Source organism: Larkinella sp. (assembly GCF_965227735.1).
In the GTDB taxonomy this organism is placed as follows: domain Bacteria; phylum Bacteroidota; class Bacteroidia; order Cytophagales; family Spirosomataceae; genus Larkinella.
Genome location: NZ_OZ245776.1, coordinates 2,670,861 through 2,692,181 on the forward strand (window position 1 = coordinate 2,670,861; position 21,321 = coordinate 2,692,181).

General features: G+C 53.9%; 13 protein-coding genes. 8 read left to right on the plus strand and 5 right to left on the minus strand.

The features are described 5' to 3' along the window. Nucleotides 1-15: 15 nt before the first annotated feature. On the minus strand, nucleotides 16-912 hold the full coding sequence (locus ACO064_RS10350; RefSeq protein WP_421827298.1) for a hypothetical protein: 897 nt from the start codon (nucleotides 910-912) through the stop codon (nucleotides 16-18). A gap of 82 nt (nucleotides 913-994) precedes the next feature. After that, nucleotides 995-1,798 carry a hypothetical protein gene (locus ACO064_RS10355; RefSeq protein ID WP_421827299.1) on the minus strand — a complete coding sequence of 268 codons (804 nt, stop codon included), beginning with the start codon at nucleotides 1,796-1,798 and terminating at the stop codon, nucleotides 995-997. Nucleotides 1,799-2,077: 279 nt separating this feature from the next. Between ACO064_RS10355 and ACO064_RS10360 the strand changes: the two genes are divergently transcribed. The 8 genes from ACO064_RS10360 (at nucleotide 2,078) to ACO064_RS10395 (ending at nucleotide 17,598) form a co-directional block, all read left to right on the plus strand. Beyond that, nucleotides 2,078-2,548 (plus strand): hypothetical protein, encoded by a 471-nt coding sequence (locus ACO064_RS10360; RefSeq protein ID WP_421827300.1) that lies wholly within the window; start codon nucleotides 2,078-2,080, stop codon nucleotides 2,546-2,548. 21 nt (nucleotides 2,549-2,569) lie between these two features. Further along, nucleotides 2,570-5,722 (plus strand): virulence factor SrfB, encoded by a 3,153-nt coding sequence (locus ACO064_RS10365; protein WP_421827301.1) that lies wholly within the window; start codon nucleotides 2,570-2,572, stop codon nucleotides 5,720-5,722. Nucleotides 5,723-5,767: 45 nt separating this feature from the next. Further along, entirely contained in the window at nucleotides 5,768-6,643 is an 876-nt protein-coding gene (locus ACO064_RS10370) for a hypothetical protein (RefSeq protein ID WP_421827302.1), read from the plus strand. A gap of 67 nt (nucleotides 6,644-6,710) precedes the next feature. Next, the gene (locus ACO064_RS10375) at nucleotides 6,711-9,518 is read left to right on the plus strand and encodes a virulence factor SrfC family protein (RefSeq protein WP_421827303.1); all 2,808 of its coding nucleotides are present in this window, start codon (nucleotides 6,711-6,713) and stop codon (nucleotides 9,516-9,518) included. Nucleotides 9,519-9,538: 20 nt separating this feature from the next. Next, entirely contained in the window at nucleotides 9,539-11,770 is a 2,232-nt protein-coding gene (locus ACO064_RS10380) for a S8 family serine peptidase (RefSeq protein ID WP_421827304.1), read from the plus strand. A 5-nt stretch (nucleotides 11,771-11,775) separates the two neighbouring features. Then, a complete protein-coding gene (locus ACO064_RS10385) occupies nucleotides 11,776-13,173 on the plus strand; it encodes a hypothetical protein (protein WP_421827305.1) in 1,398 nt (465 codons plus the stop codon). Between the two features lie 105 nt (nucleotides 13,174-13,278). Then, a complete protein-coding gene (locus ACO064_RS10390) occupies nucleotides 13,279-14,892 on the plus strand; it encodes a hypothetical protein (RefSeq protein WP_421827306.1) in 1,614 nt (537 codons plus the stop codon). A gap of 108 nt (nucleotides 14,893-15,000) precedes the next feature. After that, nucleotides 15,001-17,598: an SIR2 family protein gene (locus tag ACO064_RS10395; RefSeq protein WP_421827307.1), complete on the plus strand. Its 2,598-nt coding sequence runs from the start codon at nucleotides 15,001-15,003 to the stop codon at nucleotides 17,596-17,598. A 7-nt stretch (nucleotides 17,599-17,605) separates the two neighbouring features. Here ACO064_RS10395 and ACO064_RS10400 read toward each other — a convergent pair whose 3' ends face one another. From ACO064_RS10400 to ACO064_RS10410, 3 genes are read right to left on the minus strand one after another with little or no spacing between them, the layout of a single operon-like run. Then, nucleotides 17,606-19,120 (minus strand): caspase family protein, encoded by a 1,515-nt coding sequence (locus tag ACO064_RS10400; RefSeq protein ID WP_421827308.1) that lies wholly within the window; start codon nucleotides 19,118-19,120, stop codon nucleotides 17,606-17,608. Between the two features lie 10 nt (nucleotides 19,121-19,130). After that, nucleotides 19,131-19,994 (minus strand): CsgG/HfaB family protein, encoded by an 864-nt coding sequence (locus ACO064_RS10405; RefSeq protein WP_421827309.1) that lies wholly within the window; start codon nucleotides 19,992-19,994, stop codon nucleotides 19,131-19,133. A 50-nt stretch (nucleotides 19,995-20,044) separates the two neighbouring features. Continuing rightward, a complete protein-coding gene (locus ACO064_RS10410; RefSeq protein ID WP_421827310.1) occupies nucleotides 20,045-21,319 on the minus strand; it encodes a caspase family protein in 1,275 nt (424 codons plus the stop codon). Nucleotides 21,320-21,321: the final 2 nt, after the last annotated feature.

Below are 21,321 nucleotides of genomic sequence, written 5' to 3' on the forward strand. Positions count from 1 at the left end.
TGGTCTGCAGGCAAGTCAGCGGGTCAGATTTGCATCCGGCATACGCCGGTAGGTTTCAGCCGGAAACCGTTTTCCATACAATTCGTGAGGCAGCATATCCAGAACGATGTGGAGATGATCCGCCGTAGCCTTGTCGACGGAAATGTAGTAGCCAAAATCAAAAGTTCCTTGTCTGGGGGTATGGTTGTCCAGCGTATGGGCATTATCCTCGAAATAGGCACACTGACAGCCCCGGTACTTTCCTGTTCCCCGAAACGTATCGGGATGGTGGTACGACGATCCCGTTAGTTCTTGCTTCCATTCAACGGTTTCTGATTCAGCCGGCATTTTGACCGGGCAGTAGTTAAAGGCATTCCGGTTGTAATGGATGTTCTTTTTTAAGGCATAAATGGTGATTAAGAACGAGCCCGTGTTGTTATCCGGATCGGTGTCGTTCAGATCGAACGTTAATGGTCCGGTAGCAGGCGACAAAAAATAAGCGCCCGGAATGTAACTTATTCCGCGCGTATGAACCATCCGCCGGGTATCGACCAGCCATTGAATGCCCGCATTAGCCCTGGGATTGGCCCAACCGTCGACAATCCGGAACATTTCTTCACAAGGCATAGCCCAATCACCAATCCGGCACACCAGCGCACCGTGGTAGTAGTCCTTATATTTGTTAAACCGGAGTGCCGCCAGGGCCGGTTTTCCGGTCGCGTCGGCAGCTCCCGTGAACGGCCCCAGATCCACATCGCCGGAGACTTCGATGTAGACGTATTCGTCTTTTTCCACCACAAAACTGGTCGTTAGTGGCGTTTTCGAGTTCCCATTATAGATGTAACTCGTATGACGGACGTACTCTTTCGGCGATTGCGCCAAAGCAGCCATCGGCAATGTCAGAATCAGCAACGCGGAGAGAATGGGTTTCATGAGTGTCAAAGATTTAGATCGGTCGAACACCCATGAATGGCCCATTCCATCGAAACGTTATCAGGCATGGCACGACCCAACATCAATTCAGTTTTTTAGCAGGCGGTGCGTTGTCACAACGAGGGTCGCCCGCAGGCAATGACACCTGACTTTGAAGCCCTCCACTTGCATTGTAAGTTTCAATGACACATCCTACCCCCGGTCGTATTACCACATACGGTATTCCCGGTTTGAAAACAGGTGATGGGGGCGATGGCTTCCAGCCACAATCCACACTATTTACCTTATTGACTTTCTCCGTATAGCCGCCTTTTCCATCACATAGTTTTACATACTGGGTCGTTCCTTTACAGAACGTATTGACCACCGTTCCGGCGGCACAAGGGGAAGGAGGAGGAGCACAGGTTCCGATTTTCTTTCCTTTGTCAAAACCACCTTTTCCATCGCAGATCACTTGGTATTTGACATCATTTATACACGTATCTTTTCCCGCAATCACTTCACCCTGTTTGCAAACCGGAGCAGGAGCGGGAGGTGATTTTCTGAACCAAAACCAATACACAAGTCCCGCAATCAGGAGCAGTAGGACTGCCAGAATAGCCCACCAGTATTTGCGATACCAGGGATTATTCTCTGTAACAGGTGGAAAAGGAGGAGGAGGAGGTGGTGGTGGTGGGGTAGTGGGCGGTGGCACCAGCTTCAACTGGCTTTTGCAGAGCGAACAGTAGTGATCGTCGAAGCTGCTCAGAACTTCATTTTTGAAATCCGAAGGCTGCAAATATTCCGGCATCGACTTATACGGGCAATCCGTTCGTTTTCCACAGCCTTCCGGTACGGGCAAATAATAGGGATTGTATTTTTGAGGTGGAGTAGACGGTGGCTGCATAGAAATATTTTCGGAATAAGATGATAACCTTCGTAGATAAGCGGCATAAATTAGCAAATCCCAGGAGCCGACGCGTCAATATTACACAATATGTCTAAAAGGTTGGTGATCCATTTGTAAAATCATGAATACCCTTAGAAAGAATCATGGAATATGGTATTGCGAATGAAGATGTAACCACCCAATTTTAGCAGTTTTAAAAATTGATTTACCCCGGCTGATTATCCCTGATAAATTCCATCCTTTTCCAAAAACGTTGACTTAAAACGGAATCCATTTATGCCACAAGTTATCTGGGAGCAACCAACCCAAAACCCAAAAAAAGTAACCCTAACCTTTCCGCCCGTAAACCAGCAATTTGATCTGGTTCAGGAAGAAATCATCAACCAGCTGGCCGGCAGTGCCAGCAAATCCGTCCGAATCCATCTGGACGGTTCTCCGTACGAGGCCGATTTTACCAACCTGCAATCCGTTCCGCAAAAAGTAGGAATTCCGTTGAAAAAACCGGGCAGCGCGGCTCCGCTCATCAGTGGCGATGTCTGCACCATCGAACAGAACGGCCAGTGGCTCAGCCTCGACGGCTGGCAGCCCAATCAACAATACATCCGGCTGAAACGCCTGAACGGAACACCCCCGCCCCCACCCGACTACAAAAAATGTAAAAACTGCCATACCCCGAACCGGCTGGAAGCCGTCGTCTGCCGCCAGTGTGCCGGCACTGATTTCGAGATCATTTACAAAACCGTTTAACCGGTCTTTTCCCTACCACTCATGAACATGGTATCTCTGATCGCCAATTCCGGCATCCAGTTTATAGATATTCCTCTTAACCTCGGCGACACGAGCGCGGCCCCCAAACTGCGGTTCGAGTATGCCGAACAGGAAGACCCCGACAACGACCGGGTGTATCTGATCATCCCGTATATGCTCGAAAACGGGAAGTACATCAGCCGCCTGGACATCAACGCCGAAGCTTTCCGCCCCGACCGCTCCATCGACGAAAGCAAAATCAGGCCCGAAAACCTGAACTACATCCGGGAAGATCACCTGATCAATCTCCAGGGTCGCTATGCACTCGATGTTCTGGAGGGCGTCTGGCTCCCCCTGCCCTATTTCCGCACCGATCACTACGACGCTGGCAAACTGATGCCCGGTCCGCAGTCCTGGGCGCGCATGTACCTCGGCCGGATCAGCTCGCAGGAAAAAGCCGAGGGCAGCCCATATACCCACAAACTGGTGCTGGCGTTCGATACGCACTGCGACGACAAATATGACCCGCGGCTCAACCACACGTATTACGTCGTGCCGGATTCCAGCGATCCGGAAGGCGGCAACACCCGCTTCAAGTGTGCTACCCACGAAGATACCAACGGTTTTTTTCTGTCGCAGAAGCGCGTCAACGACTGGCTGGAAGAAGTGATCACGAAACGCAAAAACCGCATTCCGCGCCAGCTTACCAGCGAACCCCACCACCTGCTGCACCTGGGGCTGTATATGACGCTCCTGAAAATGATCGAGCAGACCACAAGCTGGCCCGTCGTAACGCTGCAACAGGACGCCCTGGGCCGGAGCATCGACGTCAACCTGGTGCTCGACGTCGGCAATTCGCGCACCTGCGGGCTGGTGCTGGAGAGCAGTGCCCGCGAGCGCGACGCCGAACTCGCTCTGACGGATGCCAAACGCCTGAAAATCCGGGAACTCCGCAATCCGACCCACACCAGCAACAAACCGTTCGAGATGAAGCTGGCGTTTATGGAAGCGTCTTTTGGCAAAAAAGAAGGGCTGACCGACGACTTCCTGTTCCGCTGGCCCAGCATGGTTCGGGTCGGAACGGAAGCCACGCGATACGGGGTCATTTTCGGCGACAACCAGGCCGTCAACGACCAGTATGAAATGACCTTTTCCAGCCCCAAACGGTATTTGTGGGACGCCAAAAAGCGCGAAAAGCCCTGGGGTTATTTTTCCGAACACACCGAACTGATGCAGAATTCGGCGTCGAGCCTTCCACTCGCCAACCTCTTTACGAGCGACGGTATGCTGGTCGATAAAGCCAACAAACTGGCCAGCGCAAACGGTCCGGGACTGATCTACCGGAGTGGACAGAATCCGCTCTACGCCCGCAGTGCGCTGATGACCTTTGCGCTGACCGAAATTCTGCTCCAGACGCTGAGTTACATCAACAGCTACGAGTTCCGGCACGAACGGGGCGAAGCGGGGGTGCCCCGGCGGTTGCGCCGGATCGTGCTGACCTGCCCGACGGCCATGCCAAAAACCGAGCGGGTCAAGCTGCGCGAGTGTGCCGCCGACGCCCTCCAGGCCCTTCGTGACTACTACGGCGACAAGTACAAACTGATTTCACCCGACCTCGAAATCATTCCCGACTACAGCAAACTGGCTGAAAACGACCCGGTTGAAAACCGCATTCCGAAAAACCTGAAAGACCTGCGGGAAAACCATGATCCCGTTCGGCTGCGCACCTCCTGGGGCTACGATGAAGCCACCTGCAGCCAGTTGGTCTTTATGTACAACGAGATTGTTCACCGGTTTGGGCCGGAAAATGCCCCCCGGTTTTTTGAGACCATGGGCCGTCGGCGCACCGACGACCTCGACCCATCCCGCAAATCGCTGATGATCGCCAGCGTCGACATTGGCGGAGGAACGACCGACCTGATGATTGGTCACTACGAATATGAACCGGGCGCGGTCACCAGCCTCTACCAGAACCCGGTTTTCTGGGAAGGATTCAACCTGGCCGGTGACCACATCATCAAGAAACTCATTGAAGAGTGTGTGTTGCCGCAAATTGCCCGCGAAGCCCGCCGACTGGGTTGTGGCCGCGCGGGGCAGGTTTTGTATTCGCTCTTCGGCCCGTTCCAGAGCACCGATACCGACCACAAACGCACGCTCAAGAAACATTTTGCCAATCAGGTGGCCACGGTTATTGCGCAGGGCATGCTGGGACAGATTACCGCCCATCCCGATCAAACCCGTCAGGTGGCTTTCGATGAGTTTTTTCAGGAACACGAAGCACCGATTCCGAGCGTGTTGCAGTATGTGAACGAGGGATTCCGGCGCGAAGGAGCCACCGGTTTCGACATCCGGCTGATGAGCTGGGAAGTGTCACCGGAGGAAATCAACCAGAAAGCCATCCGCAACGTCATCGGAACCATGCTCCGCGATTTGTGCGGCATCATTTCCCAGTACCAGTGCGATTACGTTCTGCTGTCGGGCCGCCCGTCGACCCTGCCGGTGGTGCTGGATCTCTTTCTGGAAAACATGCCGGTTTCGCCCGACCGGATTGTGCCGATGAACCGCATCCGGGTCGCCACCAGCGAAAAATTCTGGTATCCCTTCAGCGATCCGCACGAATACACCATCAAGGATCCCAAAACCTGCGTTTCGGTCGGGGCCGCCATCGCCCTGCTGTCGGAACTGGGGCATCTGAACGGTTTCCGGCTCGATACGCGTCTGCTCGCAGCCCGCATGACCTCCACCGCCGACTACATTGGGTTGCTGACGGACGGCCAGCCGCCCCGCATCAAAAACGAGCATGTGCTGGCCGTTCCCGACGATTCATCCATCGAGCCCATCGACGAAATTGAGCTGACCGGTGCCAAAGATACGTTCCTGGGGATGCGCCAAATGGCGAGTGATCAGTGGATTGCCACGCCTTTATACAAAATCGAGTTCGACAGCGAACGGGCCAGAACGCTGCTCATGCCCAGACTGCCGCTCAAAGTCCGGATTGGTCGCCCGAACCTGCGCGACAAGGAAGGGTTGATCCTGCGCAATAACCTGACGGTGATGGACCCGCAAACGGGCCGCGACATTCCGGCGCTGAAGCTGACGGTTTGCACGCTGACTGATCCGCACGGCTACTGGCTCGATACCGGAAATTTCTATCTGGACCCTTATTCGAACTGACAATCAGGCTGCTTTCCCATGATTTGATTGGCTTTTTCAACCCGTATGCACGCTCAATCCGACTTTACGCCACCCGATCCATTGCCCACTCCGCTTGATTCGTTTGTCAATCACCTCCGCGACCTGCTGGGCGCGGAGGTGATTATGCGTCTGCGGCAAAACCCCAATCTGGCCCTGCCCTACGCCGACGAAAACAGCAGCGACGGTGACTGGCTCCGCCGGGGGTTGCAAACCATTCTGTCGTCCGACGATCTCGAAACCGTGGGCAGCCGGGCCAGGGATTTGCCGCTCGCGATCAGCCGGCCGTTGCAGCAGCAGATTGAGAATTTGCGCTGGGAGCAACGGGAACAGCAACAGGCCCTGACGCTGGCACTGGAGCAGAAGCAAACCGCCGAAACCGGTCGCGAGCAGGCCGAAATCGAGGTATTTCGGCTTCGGAAAGAGCGGGCGGCTATGCTGCCGGCGGCTGAGTTTGTGCGGTTATTTTTCAGTACTGCCGCCGAAACCGGCATCCGAAACCTGCTCACCGAAGCCACGGAGTCGCCCACGCCCGACCTCAACGGTTTTCTGGCGGCTTTTGTGGGCGGGTGGACGGCCTTGCGGGCGTTGGAGACCACCCCGAACGAGTCGCCACAGGATGCGGTTCGGCAATACCACCAGGCGCTGACCGATTTGCTGAGCGCATTGACGGGCCTGTATATTCCCCAGCGTCGCGCCCTGCTGGACAAGGTGGCCCAATGGGCGTCGAACCACTTTGAGGATTTCGTTTTTGTATCACCCGAAGAAACCCGGCAGGTGGACCCGGCCCTTCACAACGTGCAGGGGTTGGGGGGAAATACCGTCCGCGAAGGCCGGTCGTTTGCCGTCATCCGGCGGCAATCACGAACCGTGGTGATTTATGCAGACATCGTTACCGAATAAAGATTTTTGATAACCTGAACGGGTGTTCAGGCATAAATACTCGAAACCATCCCGAAACCCATTCACTATGTTTCCTACTCTATCTCAGGAAAGTCTGCAATTACAGGAAAGCATTCGGCGCGGCACCGAATGGTTGAGTTTATACGAAGAACCCGAAAAACGGCTGAGCACGCTCGATGAGCTGGGCAAGCTGCGCCGACGGGCCAAACGGCTCGAACAGGCCGCCAAAATGCGTCCGGCACTCGCCCTGTTTGGCATCAGTCAGGTTGGGAAATCGTATCTGGTTTCCAATCTGGCCCGCATTCCCGGCCACAATCTGTTGCAGATCGAATCGGCGGGCATACCGGCCGAAACCGTCCGGCAAATCACGGGACACGACGGGCCGATCAGCTTCATCGACGACATCAACCCGGTGGGGGGCGGAACCGAGGCCACCGGCGTAGTGACGCGCTTTACGACCTACCACCAGAACAACGAGGGCGGTTATTTGCTCCGGCTGCTGAATCAGTCGGACATCGTGAAAACCATGGCCATTGGGTATCAATACAATATTATTAATTCGAAATACCCCGAAAAACTCACGTTCGAGCAACTGGATCAACTGCAAAACCGCCTGGAACGGCAACGGCAGGCCACGATTCAGCCGGGAATGACAGAAGACGATATACTGGATTTGCGTGATTATCTATCGAAATATTTTCAGGGAATGGACCTCATCGGCACCTTGCGCCGATACAATTACTGGGAGAAAGTGGCCGCGATTGCGCCCTATTTACGGCCCGGCGACCGCTGGGCCATTTTCGCCCCGCTCTGGCACGAAGACGAGTTCATGACCAACTTGTTCAACAAACTGAGTCAGGGGCTGGTCGAACTGGGATTTGAGTCGGAAGTATGGGTCGGTCTGGAAGCTGTAGCGCCCCAGAAGCAAACGATTGTCGACGTCATGCGGCTGTATGAAATGGACCATACCGACAATCAGCTCAACACCGTAACGGTGGTCACCCGCGACAAAAAGCGGATTCCGCTCACCCGGAGTATTCTGACCGGGCTGACCTCCGAGCTGGTGTTGCCCCTGCCCAAAGCCCTCGAAAATCACCCCAGCCGCCGGTTTTTGCAACACGCCGACATCCTCGATTTTCCGGGTGCGCGGAGCATGGAAGGCTCACCGGAAAACGTTTTTCAGCAGGAAACCGACGTTTCCAAGAAAATGGACCCGTTTCTGCGCGGAAAAGTCTTTTACCTCTTCAATGCCTACAACGATTCGTTCGGCATCAGTAGCCTGCTTTTCTGCATGCACAATATGCAGTCGGAGGTGAAAGGCACGCTCAACATCAACAGCATGATCAGCCAGTGGATCGGCATGAACGTGGGCCGCTCGGCGGAGGAGCGCGAAAAACGCGAACGCGTTCTGAACAACCTGGTGCCACTCGATGCCCGCGCTGGCGTCGACCGGATCAATCCGTTCTTTCTGGTGCTGACCAAGATCAACGTCGAGATCGACGAATGCGACCCCACCCGGGTGGGCCGGACCGACCTCTACGATCACATCTGGGAAAAACGGCTGGAGCGGTTTTTCGACAAGGAATTCGACAAGGTTTCGACCGATAAATGGACGCGAAGCTGGAACGGCCCGAACGACAGTTTCAAAAACACGTTCATGATTCGCGACCCCCGGTATTGTAAGGTCTCGTACCAGATTACCGATGGCGTCGAGACCTACAACGAACGCTACACCCCGGCGTTTGCCGACATGGAACGCTCGTTTGTGAACAATGAACACACCAACCGGCATTTTCACGATCCGATGACGGCCTGGTATGAAGCCACGCAGCCGGGCCGGAACGGGATCGATTACCTGCTGAAATACCTGCTACCGGCCTGTCATCCGGCCATCAAACAGGAACAAATCCGGGAAGCCCTGAATCGGGTGCGGCAGGAAGTGGGGGACGCTTTGTGCCACCATTACGAGGGCGGATCGGTGGAAGAAAAACTCATCCGCGCCCGCGAACGCCGGGATCAGCTTCGGAAACCGGTCGGACGGTTGATCAAAGAGAAAAAGTTTGGCCGCTTTCTGGCTTCCTTCACCGTCGCCGAGCAATTTGTGAACGGCAAAGAAAACAGCTTTTGGGACCGCGAGCTGGTTCGCCAGGTGATGAGCCAGCCCGATCTGTTTCTGAAACAGGCCGAATCGACCAGCGCGGTTACCAATGCTTCGGCAGGCTCCGCCGAGCTGGATAGTTTTCTGGATGGCCTTCTGAATTTTGAACCCGTCAGCGCAGCACCCGCCCCCAAACCAGCACCGGGCTCGGTTTTGGCCACCCGCTATGCCGAAAGCCTACTGGGGCAATGGGTGACGCAGCTCAAGCAACTGCGCAGCGACCGGCAGTTTCAGGGGCAGTTTGGCCTGGCCGAAAACGAAGTAACGATTCTGGTCGATGAAATGGAGCGGAGCATGGAACGCGACAGCCTGAAAGTCCGGGTTGCCGAAGACGTCAGCCCCTACATTCACCAATCCGATAACCTGGAAGTGGTTCTGACGCTGGGCCGGGCCGCCATCAACGACTTCGTCAATACGCTGGGCTGGTCGCGGGTAAGTGCCGACGACAAACTCAGCAACAAGGCCGTCTACCAGTCGGCGCCCAACGTGGTGGCTCCCATTTACGGCAATCCGTTGGCCGACGTGCCAGCGAAAAACCAGTTGACAACCACGGTGGATGATCCGTCGCGGGTCTTCTACAGCCAGTGGTTCAACGGTTTCGACAAGTCGTTTGAGTACAACGTTTTGCGCGAAGCCAACCTGACCGACCCCGAAAAAGCCCGGGTGAATGGCCTGCTCGACACCATCATTAAAGAACTTGGTTATCAGTGCCAGTAATCGGTTAGCCCGTTATTCTCATGCCCGCCCACTATCCTATCTTCAGTACGTCGCTCTCCGCTTACCGGCCGGTTATCTGGTTAGCGCAACCGGTTTACACGCGCTACAACCAGCTTCGGGATCTGCTCCGCAGCCGCCTGGGCGAAAGCTACGCGCAGCTTCTGGCCGAGCCGCTCATTCCACCGCCCTACGAACAGACGCGCACCGAAGCCCGCTGGTTTTCCGATAGTTTTCGGCAGGGAACGCCCTTACCCAACCTGATCCCCCCGGATCGCGCCCGCGTCAGCCAGTTGCTGGATGCACAGCTCTCCGCCATCCGCCAGTTGGCCGATGAACTCGAACGGACTTCGCAGACGGAAAACCAGCAACTGGGAACCCTGCTGCGACTCGCCATCGAAATACCGGGGCCGGAATGCGTGCTGACCAATGGCGATCAGGCGGTTTTGGTGCTGTGGGGGTTTGAATCCGATCGCAGTCGGCAGGAACGGTTTCGGGTCAATCAGTACCTCAAACACCAGCTTCCCGAACCGCCAGCCGTGCCGCCGGTGGTGCCGTTGGCAACGTCCACGAATCCGGTGCTGACCTCCAATCCAGTCCCGACCCCGCCCCCGGTTCAGCCGGTACCGGACATCGTGAAAACCCGGCGGTGGTGGTGGGACTGGCGGTGGCCGCGCTGGTTCTGGTGGCGACGGCAAACCGATGGGCCGGTGGGTTGTGGGTGCATTGGCTGGCTGCTGGGCCTGCTCCTGTTGCTGCTCCTGCTGGGATTGTTGTACTGGTTCTGGCCCGCGCACTGGGGTCGGCCTGTTGGGGTGGGCGCACCGGGTGTCGAAACCGGGCGGGGCGAGATGCCCGAGTCGGGCCGAACCCTTAGCCCCCACTTGCCGGATCGCCCGCAGGGAATTGTGGCCCCCGTTGACTCGGCCCAGATTATTACCAACCCGAAAGACTCCCTGCAACGCCCGATTATTGGCAACCGGCTGAACGTCTTTTTGAAAAAAGAGGTCAATCTGGTTGCGTTTGTCAACAAAGTGAAAGCCAGTTATACCGACAATGAACTGCAGATCGTGGCCTTCGATACCACCCTGAACGCTCTGCAAGTCCAGATTCCGACCGATCAGCGGGATGTCTGGCGCGACCGGCTTCAGAAAATGCCGGAAGTATACCTGGTTTTCGACGAAAGTCTGTTCCAGTCGAGCGGTCTGCCCAACGACCCGGATCTGGCGAACCGGACAAAAAACTGGTATTTCGAAGCCATTGGTGCTTTTGAAGCCTGGAACATCACCCGCGGCTCCGATCAGGTGACGGTGGCCGTGCTGGATGGCGGTTTTGATACGGGCCACCCCGAACTCCAGAACCAGATCGTGCAAGCCCGCAACATGACCGCCGAGTCGGGAAAGATCAACACCGATAGCCCCGTCGGTGGCCGACACGGTACGCACGTCGCAGCCACCGTAGCCGGGCGGGCGGGCAATGCAGCGGGCACTTCCGGCATTGCCCCCAACTGCCGGGTCATGGCTGTTCAGGTAGGCACCGACAAACCGAGTACGCTAGCGATTGTTTTTGGCCTTCAATATGCCATTAAAAACGGTGCCCGCATCATCAGTTTATCGCTGGGCCGCAGTATTCCGGCTGCCGCAGCGGCAAAACTGGCGGCTATGCCCGAAGCCCGGCAAAACGCCCTGCTGGCGAGTTATCAGCAAAGCCCGGCCTACCAAACCGAACGCCAGTTGTTCGAGACCCTTTTCGGCGAGGCTTCGCGCAATGGCGTCGTCATCGTGAAAGCAACCGGTAACGAAAATATTCCGGCCGGTTTCGATCCGATGAACGATACGCCGTATACCATCAATGTGTCGGCCGATGGTCTACCCAACCAGGCGGGCAAGGTCGAACGCGCATCGTTCAGCAATTACGGTCCGCTGTCGACCGTGTCGGCACCCGGTGTTCAGATTTACAACGCGGTGCCGGGCGGAGGCTACGACTACATGAGCGGCACGAGCATGGCCACGCCGATCGTGGCCGGTGGCGTGGCGCTCATGTGTTCCCTGCGTCCGGACCTGAGTCCCAACCAAATCCGGGCTATTCTGGTAAAAACCGGCAATCCGCACCTGGGCGGGAGCGGCAAATCCATCGGGCCGCTCATTCAGTTGCACAAAGCCCTGGAAGCCTGTCGGCTGGAGCCGAAGGATGCCTGTGCTGCGACGCTCGACAGTCTGAAACGGGAAATCGCCAAACTCAAACGCCAGCCCTAACGCCTATGCCCCGGCAACTGATTGCCATTACCCCCACTGCCGGCCTGCGCCCCGTTTTCGGATCGAACGTTGGCGAAGGCGTCAAACGATATCAGACCCTCCGGGAGTTGCTGACGGTGGGCAGCGGCCATGCGGTTTTTGCCGAGCCCGTTATCGAACCCGGTCAGATTCGCTGGTTTAGCGATCTGCCCGGCGCCATTCAGCCGTATCAGGAACTGTCGCCCGAGTGGCAGGCCAAATCCCGGGCGGTTTTGCGCTATTATACCGATCTGGCGTATGACCAGATTCAGCGCTACCACGACGCGGACGACCTGCACCGGATGCTGGCCGACTGCCTTGAAATTCCGCAGGTTAAAAACCTGTATCTGATTGGCAAACGCCCGGTTTTAATCCTGTGGGGTTTTCTGAGCAGTGATTTCAACCCCACCCGTGGCCTGGTTCGCAAGCTGACCCAGCAGGCCGTTGCGCCCCGGATGATGCTCAACGCCAAAGTGGTGCAAGCCACTGACCAGAAGCCGGTTGCCAACGCGACGGTTGCCCTGCACCACGGCGGGCAGACGTATAAACTGACGACCAGCACCGACGGCAATGTCAGTTTCCAGCAGATCATTCCCATCGATCCGCTGGTGTTTCAGGTGGAGGCCGCAGCCGACGCGTATGCCGTGGCAACTACGACGCTGACCAGCGAAAAAACCGTTGCCGATCTGATTTTCGACGGTTTTTACCCCCTCATCACTACTTTAACCCTGCACCCGCGGCTGGAAGAACACGCCTTCCCGCTCCAGCTTATCGATCTTGCTACGAAAGAACCGGTCAACGGTGCCACCGTGCGGCTCACGACCACCAACTCCGACCTTACCCAGACCAGTTCGGAAACCGGCCAGGTTTTCTTCGACCCGGTTTTACTGTTGGCCGGAGAAACGGCGGTGGTGTATGTGACGCATCCGGATTTTGCCGACGAGCGAATGGAACTGGCGGCCGGGGACCAAACCCACATTGTGGAACTGAATCCATCCGGGCTTCGGGGTCGTCGCGGGGCGTTTAGCGTCAATCTCCGCTGGTTTTCGACCGACGACCTGGATCTGTTTGTTTCCGATCCCGGCGGCAACCTGCTCAATTACCAGCAACGGGAAGTGAATTTCAAGGATTATCTCGGAATCCTGGATCTGGACGCCAATGCCGATGACGATTCGGCCACGACCGAGCCGCAAGAAAACGCCTATTGGGAGAAAGCGCACGCTGGGTATTACACCATCGAGGTTTCGTTTTTTAAACGCCGTTCGCCGAAAGGGCAGGCTGTTCCTTTCGAAATCACGGTTCAGCACGGCAACCAGCAGTATGTGCTGCAACGGGAGACGTCCAAAGAGGGCGAGCGGGTTTTTGTGGACCGGTTTCACCTCTGACCGCTCAAAAAACAACCGACCGTGATAACCTTTTTCATGGGCGGGCATCAATAGACATCCGGGCGCTCCCGGCGCTTTACCAAACCATCAGAAAGCCCTTTCCGCATGAAACGCGAACTCCTTACAACCCCCCTGAAACGCATTCGGCCGGTATTTTTTAATGTGGGTGAAAACGTTAAACGGTATGAACAGGTGCGCGGCCTGTTTGTCAACGGCCACGACCGGTTGTTTGCCGAGCCGCTCGTAACGGGGGCTGGTCGCGACGAAATTACCTGGTATGGCGAGTATCCCGGCGATTTTCGGACGCTGGCGTCGTATTCGCCCGAGGAACAGCAGCAGCTTCTGCCGATCCTGAACGAGCAGGTCAACTACTTGTTTCGCGACATCATCCGGTATATCAAAAAGGGGCCGGGGCAATATGACCGGGCCAGCTACCGGAACTTGCGCCAAAGTGTCGAGAGCTTTCTGGAAGTACCTTCGACGGAACACATTCTGGTGTTCAATACGCCCGACGGCCCCCGGTTTACGCTGACCAATTGGGGGTTTATGTTCGAAACGGAAAAGCCCGAGCGCAACATCATCCGGAAACTGGTGCCGTTTGGGGTCACGCCCGTGGTGATCAGAGCCACGTACCGGCCGACGAACCTGCCCGCAGCCAACGAGCCGCTGGCGGTTGAGTTTGAAACCCATAAACGGACACTGACTACCGACGAACAGGGTCTGTTAACGATTGCGGAGGTTCCTTATCTGAGCGAAATAACGGTGCATCAGCAGGACGCGGGCGGGCAACCGGTGAATCGGCAAACCGTCTTCGTGGATGAGCGAAATCCGGCGGAACCCTATCCGGTTTTGCTCGAACGACTGCCGTTTTCCATGTTTTTCCGGGTGGTAGACCAGCACGGGCGGGCGGTTCCCAAACACCACATCCGGCTCGATTATCAGGGAATGCAACTGCCCGCCCAGGCCGACGAACAGGGACGGTTGCTGCTCAACAATACCTACTATGGCGAAAGTGTGCAGTGTTACGACCTCGTCGATAAAAAAGAGCCGCTGGTCAAAACCTACGTCCACGAACGCGGCCAGGCCGACTACGTGATTCCGGTTTTTATTCCGGATCCGCTCAAACCGGTGAAGCGTGGTCTGGGCTGTCTGGGACTGCTGCTGGGATTGCTGGTGCTGCTGGTGGCCGGGCTGATTGCCTACTACTACTTCGCGTATGACGAAAAACCGCTCTCGCAGGATCAGCTGAACGCATCGGTCCGGGGGCATAAAAACCGCCTTTCCCCACCGGACAGCCTGAACGCAGTGTCCCCCGATTCGACCGCCGTATCCCCGGATCCCTTGAATAACGAAGCCGGTCCGGAAATTCACGACGACATCGCCCTGTCTCAATGCAATGGCGGGCAGGACGGGCAGGATTATCAAAGCCCGGACATCAAGGTCGTGATTGCCGAATACGACCTGGGCAAGGAAGATGCCACGTTCGCGCTGGACTACTACACCGATGCCGTCCCGGATCAGATCGAGGTGTTTGAGGGCCGCAAAGATGACATCGATGAGGATTCGAAACCGCTGTTTATCTACTACGGCAGCACCATCTACGACAGTTGGTCGCGGGCATCCATGCAGCAACTCATCCAAACCAAAAGCCAGTATGTAACGGTGCGGGTGACGGGGCAAACCATCTGGAATTACCGGGTCAATTGCCCACTGAACTGAGCCTTCTTAGTACAAGTCAAATTACTGTCTCGTGACCCAATTCGGTCAACAAGGCTGGCTTTGCCGTGCCATTCATACTCTGTCCTGTTTACCTAAACCCTTACGATCATGCATAATTTACTCTCAAGTATTGAAATAAACTTTGATATCCGCCCCCTGGTTGATGCCATATCGAGTCAGAAAGCGGTGGTCTATGTTGGCGCTGGTGCTTCAATATCGGCAGGCCTTCCAGACTGGAAAGCGTTGTTAGTCAGCAGTCTTATGAAGGCGAAAGCCAACCTGAAAGAATTCGACAATGACAACTCCAACTTTTCGAAATCATTCAACTTGGCGGAAAAATTACTAAGAGAAGGCGATTTTTTGATGTCGGCGGAACTGCTTCAGCAAGTGCTTGGCAACGAACTTGGAGAACACATTTGGGAGATTTTCAAGAAAACATCACAACCATCTCAAATTCATAAAGCAATCTCCAGAATTCCTTTTTCCACAGCCATCACCACCAATTACGATAAACTGCTGGAAATGTCTTATAATGAAACCCACCCCGTCTATACCTGGAGGCTGGCAGAGAACATATTCCGATCAATCAAGAAGAACACCTTTGCCATCATAAAAACACATGGTGACATTGAAGACTTGAGCTCACTGGTGCTTACGAGAACACAGTATAGAGATTTAATGCAAATCAATAAGTCATTTAATGACGGCTTGACCATTCTGCTTTCTTTGAAAACATTTTTATTTATTGGATCCTCATTAAAAGATTTCGATTTACTGAGGCTAATGGATGATGCAAAACTAACGTATAAATCAAATTTTGGACCTCACTATGCGGTCCTTTTTGAAAATGAAGTTGATGAATCTTTTATAAAATACCTAAAGGATTCATATAACATTAACGTAATACTTTGCCGTATTCCGGAGAATTACACTGGAGATATATTAACCGATATTGTATGCTCGTTCCTGAAGACCCTTTCGGGTAGTGTTTCCCAAAAACTCGTGACGAACAACAAAATTGTTAATATAAATTCAGCATCTTTTAGCTTTAACGACATTATCCACAATTTATTAAGGGAAACGCTTAAGTTAACTGGTGCCGAGAGGGGCATTGTCTCTTTCGTTGAGAGCAGAAATATTCCTGGACTGGAATATATTTTTAAAGATGATTTATACCAAAAAAATGAATACTACAAATCTGAGAACTACGCTGAAAGAATCAGTCATGACACCATTCTTGGATTCATTTATTCTCTGGGTGGTAGAGAGAGAAAATATTTATATTATAGCGATATTAGTAAGAACCAAAAGATTTCAAATATTGATACCATTCCGGAAAAATACCAGTATAACCCTCTAAGTCCGGAAACCAAATCAGTGTTAATCACGCAAGTATTCTCCGATGGAAGCCCCGTCGGTGTTGTTTCGATCGAGAGTTCTATGGTGGATGCCTTTACGCTTGAACACCTCAAAACAATTGAGAGTCAGTCAAGCTCATTCGGTGCAATTTTCAAAGAACTTGAGCTGCGCGAAAAATCAGTCAAAGAAATCGACTTGCTCAGCAATGCAGTAGCCCTGCAGGGATTAATGGATAATTGTTTCCGTTTGAAACGCTTCAAAATTTCGTACCTTTTTTACGAAATAAACTATAGGAAGGGCGAATTAGTAGCCCAGTACGACCCTGAAATTTTATCAACTTTGAATGAAGTAGAATTCAGTTACAAATTTGACGAAACTAGTTTGGCAACCCATATTCTTAAACAACAAAACGAGAAGTATATTGATGATATTATCATGAAGGACAATAATGAAACTATCATCTCACCGAAAGGTATAAAATTTTTCAACATCGAAGGCTCCATCTATGCAACGCCTGTAAAGGTCGGCCACTATACTTCGTTTATTCTTGTTGCGTGGTCCAGAGATTCTCAACAACTTGTTGAAGTAACCAGCAGAATATCAAGGATGGCTCACTTCATCACCAACTCTCCTGATCGCGACTTTTCAAACAATATAGCAGGAGAAAAATATAAGGCTAAAAGATTTATTATTGAGATTAACGAATCAATAAAAAGATTAGACCAAAATATTAACAGAAAATCGTGGGTTGCTTTCTTGCAGAATGAAAATAATAGATTTGGCTTCATAAAAGCCTTATTAAAACCCCTAACGGGTTCAAATTGCGAACTGGCCCGTATTAGGCTTTGGGTCTATAACGAAGAGGCAGAAGTTTTTACGTGCATTTATTCGTATTCTACTCAAAGTGCAACGTTAAAGGACTGTAAAAAAGACAATGAATACGTGGGAGTGACGTCCAGGGCTGATGATCCTTACTGCAGCTTCACCATTAACCGGTTTAAAGACAATCCGTATGCCATGCATCAGCACAGAAAAATGTTTCCTGCTGAAGACGTCAATACAAAACGACTTCATAAAGATCCGGATGGAAAATGGATTGTGGGACCGATTGTTTCACGGCGCACCAAAGAACCCGTTTTACTGGGATTCATTTCGGCGGATAACCACTATCCGGAAGGAGATGTAATCAAAGAAAAAATTCTATCTGAGAAATATGATGCCTACCAGCGGTATGCTATCGATTTAATAAACGATATTCTCCGTGAAGTTTTATCTGTTAAACCCATCATAAAAAGTATAACAGGCACAGCCCCAGTGAAAGATTCCCCTGAGGAAGTTAGTGCGTAGTTAAATTTCAACGCCGAAAATAAAACTCGTCACCCGTCAGCGAAGTCGACTCCCAGGGAATCTGTTCGTTGTTTGTTTTCTGCATCACATCCGTGCGCACCAGCCGGAAAACGGATTCGATCGAGACATTGGGCTTCTGGATGTGTTGCAGCAAACTTTCGGTGTAGGTGCCGTTTTTACCGGTTCCGTCGGCGGCCGTACTGCCGGGCGCAGTAGCAAAGGCAATGAGCGTGCCGGTTGGGGCTTTGATCGACGCCGGGCCGCCCGAATTGCCGACATCCCGTTGCTGAACCGGTTTGACGAACGGATCGTTTCGGCAGGCATCCATCACCAGAATGTTGACGCGGGTGTTGGCGGCTTCCATTTTATTCAGAATATGCTGCAAGCCAACGCATTCCGACTCAACATCACTCTGCTTTGTCACCTCCACCGGCACCAGGTAATTCAACCCGTTGCGCTGAACGCCATGACCGGCATAATAGACCATTCCTACCGTGTAGTTTTCCTTGCTCAGCACCTCGCCAAACGCATTGATGGCACTGATGAGGGCAATCCGGTCGACATTTGTGCATTTGATCACCCTGAATCCCAGGCTGGTCAGCGAACTGGCCATCGCGTCGGCATCGTTGACCGGGTTGCCCAGCGCTGGCACGCCCTTGTACCCGCCGTTTCCGATCACCAGCGCCAGCCGTTTATCGACCGCCGACTTCGCAGCCGCAATCCGCTGGGCCATCTGGGGCGTCAGCGTAAATTCCAGTCGGCTGACGTTGCCCACTGCGTCATACGCTTCCATCAGAATGGGGTAGTCGCCCCGGTCGGTCAGTTGCACCACCGGCTGAAACGTCCCTTTCTCGTCGAGCGCAACCGACTGGCCGTTGAGCGTGAGCCGGTCTACTTTTGAGGGATCGGTGACCCGCCCGATGATGGTAACCTCACCCGTTTTAGCCTTGGCCAGCCGGGCCATGCCCCGGGTTGCTTCCGGCAGCGAAGGGCTGATCACATCAATTTGCGGGCCAACGGTATCCCGCACGGCCAACACCGGTTTTGCCGCCTGTTTTCCGGAGAAATGAAAGCCTATCTGCCGAAAAAACGCTTCCCGGTCGCGTTCATAGGCCCCCCGGCCTTTGAAAAGAATCGTAACCGCCTGGGAAGCCGCCTGATCGATCGATTGAACACTGCAATGGGGGGCCCTGACAACGGCCACCGGCTCCGACAAGTCGGGGTCGAAGGCTTCCAGTTTGACAACTACCCGCGGCACCGACGCATCCAGCGGGCATTTATCCGTCAGACAGCTCAATTCGATCCGCCACCCGGCCTCGCCAGCCTGCGAACCCGCCACAACTGAATATTTCCGCTCGCGGAGTAATCCCTGCAAAACCGGAAGGACGGACGTCAGGTCGTGGGTACTCCCCGTCTTCACAACAACCGCGACCGGCGGTTCGGCCAGGGCCCCAAAAACCGGCACACACAGCAGCCAACTCACCATCAAAACCGATAGCATACTCAATCGGAGTTTCATCATCGTCCCTTCTTTAGTTGGTGGTTTTAAGCATCAGCCGGGCTTGTTTATCCCACAATTCCTGCAGCTTCTTTCCGCCTTCGGTCACCGTGCACAGAGCCGTGCCGCCATCTTCTACCTTCTTAATTTTAGCAAAAGCAACTTCCTCATTCACAATCCGTTTGGTTCCGTCGGGCCGGGCTACTTCGCGTTGATTGGTAATGATGATGCGCGTGCGCATCCCCGGCAGCGGGAACGGAAGAAGGTCGTCGTCCGATGCCGATGCTTTTGAGGTCAGTCCTTCGCCTTCGACCCGAAAACTGATGATGCCTTTCTTCTCGCTTTTTTCTAGCACTTCCAGAATTTGCATACTGGCCGGAAATTTTCGGCGGGCAAAACTTTCCGCTTTGGACATCAGGGAACTCATGGCGATGTTGACCAGGTAATCTTGATCCGAATTGCTGCTGGAACTGGACGAACTCTGAAGCGTTTCGAACTCGCTAACGCCCGTTTCGAGGTCGGTCACCTGCACTTTGGCTTCTACATTGCAATTATTATAGGTCACATTTCCGATCCGCTGGTTGCTGAAATTCACCGCTGTTACCTCGCCGTTGATCATAAACTGAGCCCCGGCCAACTGCCCGGCCTGAATGGCGTTGGTCTGATCGTATTTGTCGTCCAGCGACTTTTTCTGCTGCTGAACAATCTGATCCAGGGTGGAAGAGTCGACGGTTTTGACCCGCCTTGAACTCGTGAGGCCCGAAAAAACCGCCGAAGTAACCCGGTCACTGTAGTTTCCTTTGAACGGAAACACGCTCACAACCGGCTGCGACGAAACCTGAGCCATCGTCAGGGGAACCATTAAAAGCCATCCAGCCAACGTAAAAAGAACTTTCATAGTAAACGTGATTTGTTTTAACGAGAGAAAAATTGATGTTGAGTGCGCGATTATTTATCCAGTTTTTCGAGAATTTCTTCCAGCCGACGGATGAGCGAGGGCAATTCGCTTCGGGCCTGGGCCACGAGTTGCTGGGGTTGTTTACTCATTTTGACCACGATCTGATACCGCCGGATGATTTCCGTCGTTTTGGGTTTTACCCAGCGCGTATCCTGTTGAAAGCCAGCCCGACAGCGTTCCGGCATATCGGCCTGATCGTAGAAAAGCATCTGGTTCAGGGAATCATAGAAATTCTTCTGGTTGCGGTAAAACGTGTCGAATTTTTCGGCAAACTGCTCGGCATTGTCCGTGCTGATTTCCTCGTCCATCCGCTTCAACAGCGGCAAATCTTCCCGAATACCGGCCAGGGCCGTCTCGTTTACGTAGCTGTCTAAAGGCGGGCAGGGCGCCTGATCCGGTGGCACGGGCGGAACGGGTGGTTTCGGCGGAACACCGCCCCCTCCTCCCTGGACGGGGCGAATAGCCATCTGTAGCTGCGGGTTCTGGTTCTGGTTGTTCTTCGCAGCCGCACTTTCGGTCAGTTTGACAACGGTTTTTACAAACTGGTCCCAGGTCGGTTTTTCCTTTGTTTTCGACGACAGCAGCCGGTTGGTCGCCACCTGCCAGGAAACCCCCAGCCAGCCGCCTTTCGGATCGCTGAAGGAGTACTGGTTGCGTTTGCAACTGCTCAGAATCAGGCTCCCGGCATAATGCCGAAACAAGGCGTTGTATTTGGCGGCATCGGCACTTTCCGGCGCATCCATCGGAATGGCCTCGCGTTTGCTGGTGACGGGCGGCTCATCGCTCCGTTCTTTGTTGCAGGCTTCGCCAATTACCAGCGCCAGACGCGGTTTTTTGGCCAGAATCCGTTCGTAAATCGTCTGCAGATTTCGGGAACTGGTTTCCAGCGTGGCGCGGTCGGCGTTGGCTTTTCCGAAAATCAGGGATGGGTACTCATTCTGGCGGTTGTTCCAGCCGTGTCCGATAAAATAAAACAGTACCACATCGTCGGCGTCCACTTTCAGCGCGTCCAGCTTCTGGTCCAGTTCGGTGGCCAGGCATTTGGCCCCGCTGTAAGCCGCCATTTCGAGCGACAAACCGGCGTATCGGGCCACGTTGGGGCCGTAATTGCCGGTGAGGTAATTGTACGTTTTGCGGTTGGCGTCGCCGAGGGTCGGATCATCCGTGTCGGCAAAAACGATGAAATGCAGTTTCGCCTGCCCCAAAGACAGTGACGTCCCCGGGCCGGCGAAACAGAGTAGACAGAGAAGGGCTACGATGCGCATAG